Source organism: Spirosoma migulaei, assembly GCF_054776855.1.
Genome location: NZ_BAAHBG010000015.1, coordinates 61,756 through 71,994, shown reverse-complemented (window position 1 = coordinate 71,994; position 10,239 = coordinate 61,756). Strand labels below are relative to the sequence as shown.

Sequence of the window (10,239 nt, the reverse complement as noted above, 5' to 3'; positions counted from 1 at the left end):
TTATGAAATTTAGCCGGGGAGTCGTTAGCTTTTATGATGCTAACAACGCTCAACATCTGATTACAACAGCCCGATACGAACAGAATAGCAGTTTTGTCTTAGTACATGCAAAAGCGGGTAACTGGCTCTATCATCTGGATAAAAACCCAAACGGAATAAGCTTTCTGGTTTTAGATAGTCCCTGTCGCAACAAAGCAAGTTTACTAGCTGGTAGCGCGTTTACAGAATTAGAATAGAGGAGTGTAGAAAAGTCTTTATCCAAGAATATGGACTAGCTAATTTCGCTGCTTTTTCTTTCCTTATTCACATAACATATTCATAGCTACAAAACCACACTGGTATAAGTACAAACTAGAACGGGGAGCTTCATAAGCTCCCCGTTCTAGTTTGTACTGTAATAATACTTATCAATACCTGCTTTTTCATTGACCCTGTATAACGTTATTTCTTGTACTAGGTCATCGTTTTTGCCTACCGAGTGGCGGTAGTTTTGTCGTATCAACGTCAATAATTTGGCAAAACGACCTATCGCCATGAAGCCAACAATCGCCATTATCGGTTTGGGGAATTCGGGTACTGAGCTGGCCATCCGACTGGTCGATGGTCCCTATCGGCTGCTGCTTTTTGATCAGGATTTCGTCAATGCGCAAAAACTGACCAACCAGCTTTTGCGATCGACGCCCCTGGCCGATGTGGAAGCCATCGACTGCCAAGTGAATGCGTCCTGGGAGGCCGATATTATTGTGCTGTCCGTCCCCGAATCGTCGTTGAATGAACTATGCAACCGAATTCGGGAAGTAGCTACCTGTAAAATTGCAATCTGCCTTACCACCTTTCTGAATGATGATGACAGTGCCCATTTGGACCCTGTAAGGATTCATATGGGCGAGGAATTGCAGCAAAAACTCCCAAATTCTAAAGTGGTTAACGTAGTCATCATGGGCGAAGAAAGGGCCGATGCATTTCTCATCAGCACGCACCAGGAAGCCTTGGCTACAGTTTCAACGCTGGTGCAGAAAGCAGGCTGGAACCCAGTTGTTGTTGAAGACTGGTCGGTAAACAATTAATTAAACACAGAGGCACAAAAAACACAGAGAAATAAAGTATTGATTAAAGACACATAACACTCTGTGTTCCCTGTGTCTCTGTGTTTAATACCATCAAATTCGTATGGAACGCAAACAGTTTGTAAAAACCATTCTAACAGGAGCAATTACAATGAACACCTTATCTGCCTTTAAAAAATTTACCGACGATCTGGAGCAAAAAGGTCCGCTTATGCCAGTTCTATTTGTTGGACACGGATCGCCCATGAACGGTATTGAAGATAACGAGTTCAGTCGTCGCTGGACGAGTATGGCGAAGGAAATTCCCACGCCTACGGCCGTTCTGGTCGTTTCGGCGCACTGGTTTACCCGAGGAACGAAGATTACGGCGATGGATTTTCCGGAAACGATTCACGATTTTGGTGGATTCCCAAAAGCCTTGTTCGATGTACAATATCCGGCACCGGGCAATCCGGTTCTGGCCAAAGAAACAGCAGCGCTGCTCCACTCGGCTCATGTCGAATTAGCTCATGACTGGGGTCTGGATCATGGCACCTGGACGATTGTCAGGCATATGTATCCAGATGCAAATATCCCCGTTTTACAATTGAGCATCGACTATACCAAAGGCCCCCAGTATCACTACGATCTGGCTCGTGAACTACATGCGTTACGGAGCAAAGGCGTACTGATTATTGGCAGTGGCAATATGGTGCACAACCTGCGCATGGTGGCCTGGGACAAGATGGATGTGCCCAATTTCGGCTTCGATTGGGCAAAATCGCTCAACGATAAGTTCAAGCAGTTGATCAGTGATGGTGATACCAAACCACTCATCAATTACAATAGCCTGGGTCGGGATGCGGCACTCGCCATTCCAACGCCGGAGCATTATTTACCGCTGTTATACAGCCTGGGTTTGCAAAGCCCAAAAGACTCGGTCTCGTTCTTCAATGACCGTGCCGTGGCGGGTTCGCTCACGATGACGTCGGTGAAGATTGGGTGATGAGCGTGGAGCGTGGAGCTCGGGACACGGCCCTGCACGGCCCCGAGCTCCACGCTCTGAGCACCCTGCCAATTAATTCACCTGCCGTTAACGCTCGGCTTTGCCGAGTGTTGACTAATTATAGGGCGTCTCGCCCGATGCCTCCTCTCCCTCGGCTTAGTAATGAGTCTCAGCCCCCTTCATTGACAAAAAACGGGCCAGAGGCCCTTAAAATGATAGGCAACACTCCGCGAAGCCAAGCGTTAACGGTGATGAGTAGGGAGCGTGGAGCAAGGGGCTCGGGGCAGGGCCTACAGTTGCGCATACCCTGCTCCACGCTCCTTGCACCATGCTCCCTGCCAATTAATTCACTTTTATATAGTCGACTTCTGGCTTGGCCAATACAGTCGTAGACGGTTTTACGCTCAGAATTTCGTGTACGTTCCGGCGGATGTTCTGGGCTATTTGGTTCAGAGGTAAGTCGTTGCAATCGAGTCCGAAAGGTTCTTCAATTTCGTCGCCAATCATTTCGATGCCGATTAGGGCGTAGGCTGCTAATGTAGTGGCTACAATACCAAAGTACCCGTAGGTTGACACCAGGACGAGCGGAATCAATAGCACATACAATGTAATGAACAGCTTGATAAAGAAACTGTAGGAGAACGGGATGGGAGTCTTTTTGATGCGCTCGCAGGAGCCGGTTATATCGAGAAATGCCTGATGATACAGTCGAATGGTGATCAAATCGGCATCGTTAACCAGGCCATCCTGACGTAATGCCTGAAACCGACGCATCAATAAAGCCGATAGTCGGCTGGGGATATGGGCATACTCAGGCAACGTTTCCAGTTCGTCATTACCCATGTCTTCCAATTCGGCCATGTCAACGCCGGTGCGTAAATGACCTTTGAGGGCCAGCGCAAAGTTGGAAAGTGTGCGGGCGAAGAAAACTCGATTGGCTAGTGCCTCATCGGGCAGCAGACCGTCCAGTAGAACAGCCAGATTACGACTATAATTGACAAGTAAGCCCCACTGTCGGCGGCCCTCCCAGAATCGATCATAGGCGGTATTGGTGCGAAATACCAGCAATAAACTCAGCGTTATACCCAGCAATGAAAAGAGAGTTCCATCGAAGGGTACATGAATATCGACAACATGCTGATCGATGAGTGTGAGCAATATTCCATAGCCACTCACATAGGCCACCCGCCGTAAAAGTACCCGAATACTATAGCTGGTATGAAAATGCTTTAGGGCGCCAAACCAATTTTTTGCTTCGTAGATAATCACCGGTTGTAGAAGAAAAGTGTGTTACTGTTTCCCAATTAAGGAATCAATATACACACTCACCTCGCAAAACCATGCAAGGGCTTTTCAACTTCCAGAAACTACTTACCAACCGGTTTTACCCCTAAATCCCCTGATTGATTTGCATTAAATAACCGCCTACATAAAACTTGTCCTTTTTGGGCTTTCAAAACCCCCAACCCCCTGAAGGGGGCTTTTCTCCCCAGTGAACTTAGCCCCCTTCAGGGGGTTGGGGGTTTTGAAGACTAGCAAAACGGCGGTTAACTTCTTCAAGTCAATAAGGGGGCTTTTTTCAAGTGCGAGCCTAGCTCCCTGAAGGGGATTTAGGGGTAAAAAGACTAACAATTACTTGCCGGTTAGTAATCCATGACATATGGGAATAATATCTGCCGGACTAATTGGTAGTTGGTAATCCGCTAAGCCCCGGCCAATGAGCAGCAGCGCCACCACCACTGTAGCAACAGAGAGCACCTGATTGAGTCGCTGGCGACCGACTATCGTTATCCAGCCAGCCACGAGATTAACGCCCAGAAGCGCAGGTAATGTACCAGCCCCAAACAAGAGCATGTACGATGCCCCCGCCAGTGGGGTATTGGTGGCCAATGTTCCGGCTAAGGCCAGGTAGGTAAAGCCGCAGGGCAACAGTCCGTTGAGGATGCCTAATCCGGCAAAATCAGCCCAGTTAGGCTGATACAGATGGTGCCGAAATAGCGTGGTAATCTGTACATTCAGCCAGGGCCATCGTAAACGGGCAGGTAATCCTTTTCGCCAAAGGAAGCTCACTAACAAAACCACACCACAGATAACGGCCAGCGGACGCTGCCAACCCATCAGATTCAGTCCTAAGTTCATGGTACCCGCCAAGGCCCCAAGTGTACTGTAGGTAGCAATACGCCCGGTATGATACAAACCCACGGCTTTCCATCGTTGCCCCTGAGGCAACCGACCCACCGGCAACGCAGCCACCAGTGGCCCGCACATACCAACGCAGTGCAGACTACTGATAAGTCCCGTCAGGAAAGCAGTGGTTAACCAGGGCGACATCAGTTATATAAAAATCTGTTCCTCTTTATAATACTCCCGCTGCCCATCCGACCAGGTGAACTGCACGCGCCAGTTGCCCTTTGCCAGCGATTGGGTTGGAATAAGCTGTTGAGTTGGATGTTTAGCCGCAATAGGCACCCGAAAATCCTGCCGACTATCGCCGGGCCGATAAAAGGTGATTTCGCCTTTTTGAAGGGCATTGGGCAATACAACCACAACTTGATGCTGGTCTGCCAGGTATGTCATGGTTGTAGCAGTACTAGTACCCGCCTGAATTTGCCGGGCGTTTCTCACCCGATCTATCTGCTGCTGATAGTCGATTTCGTTCTGGTAATAATTATCACTGACCAGATCGATGCGCTCGCGGGTCATCAGGTACACCATAGTACCAATAAAGCCCGCGAATACTATAAATACGAGAACGATTGATTTACCCCAGTTCATAAGTTTAAAAAGCTTGGAGCAGGGTGCTCGGGGCATGGACACTCAGCAAGAAAGGAAGAACTTTTCCTCTGCTCCAAGCCCCATGCGCCCTGCTCAGTTTACTGGTCCTAAAAATGTTGTTTTGACCCGATCTACCACAACGCCGTCGGAGACTACTTCGACCGTTAGTTTAGTGCTGACTTCGTGGATATTTTTTTCTGGTAACAAAATAAAAAACATTCCTTTCGTTAGTTCATCGGCAGGTGCTTTCGTAAGGGGCTGAACCATCCGCAACGTAGCACCGGGATAATCGACCCGGAACGAGACCGGTTTTTCCTTATGCGTTTTATTAACTAGCTCAATCAGGTACAGGTTCGAAATCAGTACCCCGCCGGGTCCGCGTTCGGCTTCGCGCTGATACAACTGACCGGGTGCGCGTAACAGGGTAGTATCCAAATCGCTACGTGTCCATAGCAGAAAGCCCCACACACTCATCAGTAACACGAGCACAACACTATAGCCCATCATCCGTCGGGTCATCCGCCAGGGTTGGCGGGTTTGAATACCCTCAAGCGAATCGTACCGGATCAGACCGCGTGGGCGATCAATTTTATCCATAATATCATCGCATGCATCAATACAGAGTGTACAGTTCACACACTCCATCTGAGTTCCTTTACGGATATCGATACCCGTTGGGCAAACCTGTACACAAAGCTTGCAGTTGATACAATCGCCTTTTTTGTTCAGTGAAGAGTGAAGAGTTAAGAATGAAGAATAGTCCGTCTCAACCATATTCTTCATTCTTAACTCTTCACTCTTCACTAACTTTCCCCTCGGCTCTCCTCGTACATCGTCATAAGCAACCATAACTGACTGCTTATCTAACAACACACTTTGCAGGCGACCATATGGGCAAATGGTTGTACAAACGTATTCGCGTACGTAGGCAAATACCGTGTAGAAAACACCCGTAAACAGTAAGATAATTGACAGACCGCCAACGTGATTGGCCGGATTATCGGTGATGATCGTCAGCAGTGCATCTTTGCCGATAATGTAGGCTAGGAACGTATTGCTGATGGCAAACGAAATCAGAAAGAAAATACTGTACTTGGCACTTTTTTTCAGAATTTTATCCCTTGTCCAGGGTGCCGCATCGAGACGTCTTCGGGCATTCGAGTCGCCTTCAATCCATATTTCGATTTTCCGAAAAACCATTTCCAGGAAAACCGTTTGGGGGCATGCCCAGCCACAGAATACGCGACCATATACCACCGTAAACAGGGCAATGAAAACGATAAACGCCAGTAAGCCAATGGCGACTAAATAAAAATCCTGTGGCCAGAAGGTAACACCAAAAATATTGAACTTACGCTCCAGTACATTAAACAGAAACAGCGGTTGCCCATTATAACTTAGGAATGGTCCAGAAAAAAGGGCGGCCAGAAATACCCATGCCACCGCTGTCCGCCAGCGGTAGAAGCGTCCTTTAACGACGCGGGGGTACAGCCATTGACGTTTGGCAGATATTGTTTCTGTAACAGAAGGAGCGTTGAGCTGAGGTGTCATTGGTGTTGTTATTTATTTTTTGTCATTCCTCCCTACGGTCGGAATGACAAAAATTTACTGCATGGCCACTTTCTGCGCAGGTGCCGTTGCTGCAACCTTATCGCCCTGAGGTTCTTTGGCTCCAGCGGGTTTTGTACCTTGCAGCGACAGTATGTAGCTACCTACCTGTTGAATCTGAAGGGGATTCAGTTGTTTTTTCCAGGAAATCATGCCCTTTTCAGGAACGCCTTCAGTAACGGTGTGAAATACAGCTTTAATACTACCACCATGTAGCCAGTATTCATCGGTTAGGTTTGGACCAACTTTACCTTCGGCATTCTGACCGTGACAGGCCGTACAGTACTGATTGAACAGCACCTTCCCAGCTTCCATCCCTTTCTTATCGTTGATCAACGTAACGGTATTTTCATTGATTTTACCCGCCACGAGTTTAATAAAGGCGGCCCGTTCTTTCTCGGCAATCGCTACTTCCTGCGTATATTCCTGCTCCATAATATTGCCGTTGCCGATCACATGGAAAATCAGGAGATACACAACACCAAAGGCGATCGTGCTGTAGAACAGACCCATGAACCAGGGCGGTGTTGGGTTATTGAGCTCGGCGATACCGTCGTACTCATGATCCATCATCAAGTCTTTTTCCTGACTTAGTTCATGCAAGCCTGTAAACCGCTGCCAGGTGGTACGGGTATCAGCAGCTTTAGCCGCTTTGGCATCCGCAGGTGTCAGCGCCTGGCGTAATACATACGCCATATTCAGCGTAACGGCCAGTAGCAGTCCCACACCTACGGTTATAAATAGCATGACAAGTACCCACAGCAAGTCTTCGCCAGAGGTCAGATTCCAGATCGATTTTTCGGTGGCCGGAGCACTAATTGTTGTTAAAAGAAGGTTCATTGTTGGCTTCGATTAAAGCTTGGTGGAGTCGTCCAGTGGCAGGTTACCCATTTGCCGAAGATGCTGCTTATCAGCAATCAACAAATACAGGCCGACCAGGATAAAAAAGGCAAAAAACGTCAGGAACGAGCCGACCATATAGACGTCTGCTCCGGGAATTTTTGAGATGAATTGCTTGAACATTGTTGTGAATGAATAATGTATAGTGAACAATGTATAATGGAGTGATATGGGACAATAAGACAGAGCCTACAGCCCTCATTATTCATTCTCCATTATACATTATTCATTTACTTCTGTACCGTTTCCATTTTCTTAATATCCGTTCCTAACCGTTGGAGGTAGGCGATGAGGGCTACGATTTCACGGTCAGAACCGACCTTGATACCTTCCGAAGCCAACTGGCCACTGATTTTATCGGCCTGTTTTTTCAGGTCTTCGTTGGCGTATGAAATGCCTGAATCATCGTAAGGAACGCCTACTTTTTTCAGCGCAGTGAGTTTATCCGCGGTATTCGAGATGTCGAGCTTTTGCGTGATCAACCAGGGGTACGATGGCATAATGGAGCCCGGCGACATCGACGTAGGTTCGTTCATGTGGTGATAGTGCCAGGAGTCGGGGTATTTGCCACCTTCGCGGTGCAAGTCTGGCCCGGTACGTTTGCTACCCCACAGAAACGGATGGTCGTATACGAATTCGCCCGCTTTGGAATATTCGCCGTACCGTTCTGTTTCAGACCGGAATGGCCGGACCATCTGACTATGGCAGTTCACACAACCCTCACGGATGTAAATGTCACGTCCCTGCACTTCGAGAGCCGTATAGGGCTGCACCGACGCAATGGTTGGTACGTTCGATTTCACCATGAATGTTGGGATAAGCTCAATAAGGGAACCGATCAAAATCACCACCAGCGAGCCAATCAGTAATGGAAATGGTTTCCGTTCTAAGGATCGGTGCCAGAACGTGTCGCCCCCCGTTGGGGTATAGACTTTGGCCAGCGCCGGTGCTTCGGCCTCTTCGTTCGCGACCAGTTTACCGGCAGCCATTGTTTTGAAGAGGTTATAGCCCATCAAAATAGCCCCGATCAGGTAGAACGTACCACCCACGGCCCGCATCATGTGCATGGGCAGAATCTGGAGCGTCGTTTCGAGGAAAGTCGGGTATTTCAGAACGCTTTCGTTTGTAAATTCTTTCCACATCAACCCCTGGGTGAAGCCCGCAATGTACATGGGCACTGCGTAGAACAGAATGCCGAGTGTGCCAATCCAGAAGTGGAAATTCAGCAGCTTTTTCGAGTACAACGGCGTCCGGAACATACGCGGAATGAGCCAGTACAGGATCGCAAACGTCATAAAACCATTCCAACCTAATGCACCAACGTGTACGTGGGCAACAATCCAGTCGGTGAAGTGGGCAATGCCGTTTACGTTCTTGAGCGACAGCATTGGGCCTTCGAACGTAGCCATCCCATAGCAGGTCAGGGCCACGACCATGAATTTCAGAATGGCATCCTCGCGCACTTTATCCCAGGCCCCACGAAGCGTCAGCAACCCGTTAATCATACCTCCCCACGAGGGTGCAATGAGCATAATCGAGAATACAACCCCCAAAGACTGTGCCCAATCGGGCAGCGACGAGTACAGTAAGTGGTGAGGCCCCGCCCAGATGTAGATGAAAATCAGTGCCCAGAAGTGCAGAATCGAGAGCCGATACGAATAGACCGGGCGATTCGCCATTTTGGGCAGGAAGTAGTACATCATGCCCAGATAAGGCGTGGTCAGAAAGAACGCCACCGCGTTATGACCGTACCACCACTGAACCAGCGCATCCTGTACACCCGCATACATCGAGTAGCTTTTGAGGAAGGAAACCGGCATAGCCATCGAGTTGACGATATGCAGTACGGCAATGGTCACGAACGTAGCAATGTAAAACCAGATAGCAACGTACAAATGCCGCTCACGCCGTTTGATAATCGTACCGAACATATTGATGCCGAACACCACCCAGATCAGCGTAATGGCAATGTCGATTGGCCACTCCAGTTCGGCATATTCTTTCGATGTCGTAATGCCTAACGGAAGGGTTGCTACTGCCGACAGAATAATCAACTGCCAGCCCCAGAAGTGTATTTTGCTCAGCAAATCACTGAACATCCGGGCTTTACAGAGTCGTTGCAGCGAATAATACACGCCCATAAAAATGGCGTTTCCAACGAAGGCGAAAATTACTGCGTTGGTGTGTAGAGGTCGAATCCGACCAAACGTTGTGTATTGGTTGCCAAGGTTAGCGGCTGGTGCAAACAACTGGCTGGCAACAATAACGCCAACGAGCATGCCAATGATGCCCCAGATAATGGTAGCGATCCCGAAATCCCGGACAATTTTATTGTCGTAGGCGAAGCGTTCCACAGGTGTATCGCCACCCGGCGGTTGATGCCCGATCGCGATGGAGCCTGTCGCTCGATCGGGCGATGGACTGGCAGTGGGTTGATTAAACGAAACATTCATAATAAACGAGTACAGGGGTTACTATGCGTTTGATTGAGTTTCAGTGGAGACTGGAACGTCGTCGTCCAGCAGCATTCGAATCGAGGGCGTGTAGAGATCATCCTGTTGCCCGGTTTTCATCGACCAGAAAAACGCGCCCAGAAAACCCAGCGCCATTAGTAGACTAATCCCAATCATAAAAAAGATAATGCTCATCGCCTTGTCGGTTAGTGGCTCAAAAGTGGGGCGATTTCGGAGGAGGAAATATGAGTTTCGTCAGGTGCCAGCCTGATTTTGATTGCCGACGGCGCAAGGCTCCTGCCTTGTGACAGTTATTACCCAGCCTCTGGCTGGTAAATGAAAAACGCTATCAGCCAGAGGCCGGAGAATAAAGGCACAAGGCAGGAGCCTTGCGCCATCAGTAATAGACTGATGAAGGTCATCTAACCGCCTGATGAACGTCAGGAAGGCA

General features: G+C 48.7%; 11 protein-coding genes. 3 read left to right on the top strand and 8 right to left on the bottom strand.

What is annotated here, in order from left to right; all coding sequences use genetic code 11:
* The 3 genes from ACYVGO_RS18750 to ygiD all read left to right on the top strand — a co-directional run.
* Positions 1–236, top strand: a 236-nt coding sequence (locus ACYVGO_RS18750) for a hypothetical protein (protein WP_460970551.1), incomplete at its 5' end; no start/stop codon positions are given.
* 297 nt (positions 237–533) lie between these two features.
* Positions 534–1,067, top strand: coding sequence for an NAD(P)-binding domain-containing protein (locus ACYVGO_RS18745; RefSeq protein WP_460970550.1), 534 nt, complete (start codon positions 534–536; stop codon positions 1,065–1,067).
* Between the two features lie 151 nt (positions 1,068–1,218).
* Positions 1,219–2,052 (top strand): 4,5-DOPA-extradiol-dioxygenase, encoded by an 834-nt coding sequence (ygiD, locus tag ACYVGO_RS18740; RefSeq protein ID WP_460970567.1) that lies wholly within the window; start codon positions 1,219–1,221, stop codon positions 2,050–2,052.
* Positions 2,053–2,394: 342 nt separating this feature from the next.
* On the opposite strand, the gene ACYVGO_RS18735 is transcribed toward ygiD, so the two are convergent.
* The 8 genes from ACYVGO_RS18735 to ccoS form a co-directional block, all read right to left on the bottom strand.
* Complete coding sequence (locus ACYVGO_RS18735; protein ID WP_460970549.1) at positions 2,395–3,321, bottom strand: bestrophin family protein; 927 nt, start codon at positions 3,319–3,321, stop codon at positions 2,395–2,397.
* Between the two features lie 363 nt (positions 3,322–3,684).
* Positions 3,685–4,383 (bottom strand): sulfite exporter TauE/SafE family protein, encoded by a 699-nt coding sequence (locus ACYVGO_RS18730; RefSeq protein WP_460970548.1) that lies wholly within the window; start codon positions 4,381–4,383, stop codon positions 3,685–3,687.
* Positions 4,384–4,386: 3 nt separating this feature from the next.
* Positions 4,387–4,827 carry a FixH family protein gene (locus tag ACYVGO_RS18725; RefSeq protein ID WP_460970547.1) on the bottom strand — a complete coding sequence of 147 codons (441 nt, stop codon included), beginning with the start codon at positions 4,825–4,827 and terminating at the stop codon, positions 4,387–4,389.
* Between the two features lie 93 nt (positions 4,828–4,920).
* Positions 4,921–6,378 (bottom strand): cytochrome c oxidase accessory protein CcoG, encoded by a 1,458-nt coding sequence (gene ccoG, locus ACYVGO_RS18720; protein ID WP_460970546.1) that lies wholly within the window; start codon positions 6,376–6,378, stop codon positions 4,921–4,923.
* Between the two features lie 54 nt (positions 6,379–6,432).
* Positions 6,433–7,275, bottom strand: a complete 843-nt coding sequence (locus ACYVGO_RS18715; protein ID WP_460970545.1) for a cbb3-type cytochrome c oxidase N-terminal domain-containing protein — start codon at positions 7,273–7,275, stop codon at positions 6,433–6,435.
* 12 nt (positions 7,276–7,287) lie between these two features.
* Positions 7,288–7,458 carry a hypothetical protein gene (locus ACYVGO_RS18710; RefSeq protein WP_460970544.1) on the bottom strand — a complete coding sequence of 57 codons (171 nt, stop codon included), beginning with the start codon at positions 7,456–7,458 and terminating at the stop codon, positions 7,288–7,290.
* A gap of 107 nt (positions 7,459–7,565) precedes the next feature.
* The gene (ccoN, locus tag ACYVGO_RS18705) at positions 7,566–9,788 is read right to left on the bottom strand and encodes a cytochrome-c oxidase, cbb3-type subunit I (RefSeq protein ID WP_460970543.1); all 2,223 of its coding nucleotides are present in this window, start codon (positions 9,786–9,788) and stop codon (positions 7,566–7,568) included.
* 21 nt (positions 9,789–9,809) lie between these two features.
* On the bottom strand, positions 9,810–9,983 hold the full coding sequence (gene ccoS / locus ACYVGO_RS18700) for a cbb3-type cytochrome oxidase assembly protein CcoS (RefSeq protein ID WP_142775182.1): 174 nt from the start codon (positions 9,981–9,983) through the stop codon (positions 9,810–9,812).
* Positions 9,984–10,239: the final 256 nt, after the last annotated feature.

Coding starts and splice junctions, on each gene's coding strand:
- ACYVGO_RS18715 (WP_460970545.1), bottom strand. CDS start 7,275: ATGAACCTTCTTTTAACAACAATTAGTGCTCCGGCCACCGAAAAATCG.
- ACYVGO_RS18745 (WP_460970550.1), top strand. CDS start 534: ATGAAGCCAACAATCGCCATTATCGGTTTGGGGAATTCGGGTACTGAG.
- ACYVGO_RS18710 (WP_460970544.1), bottom strand. CDS start 7,458: ATGTTCAAGCAATTCATCTCAAAAATTCCCGGAGCAGACGTCTATATG.
- ACYVGO_RS18725 (WP_460970547.1), bottom strand. CDS start 4,827: ATGAACTGGGGTAAATCAATCGTTCTCGTATTTATAGTATTCGCGGGC.
- ccoN (WP_460970543.1), bottom strand. CDS start 9,788: ATGAATGTTTCGTTTAATCAACCCACTGCCAGTCCATCGCCCGATCGA.
- ACYVGO_RS18730 (WP_460970548.1), bottom strand. CDS start 4,383: ATGTCGCCCTGGTTAACCACTGCTTTCCTGACGGGACTTATCAGTAGT.
- ccoS (WP_142775182.1), bottom strand. CDS start 9,983: ATGAGCATTATCTTTTTTATGATTGGGATTAGTCTACTAATGGCGCTG.
- ccoG (WP_460970546.1), bottom strand. CDS start 6,378: ATGACACCTCAGCTCAACGCTCCTTCTGTTACAGAAACAATATCTGCC.
- ygiD (WP_460970567.1), top strand. CDS start 1,219: ATGAACACCTTATCTGCCTTTAAAAAATTTACCGACGATCTGGAGCAA.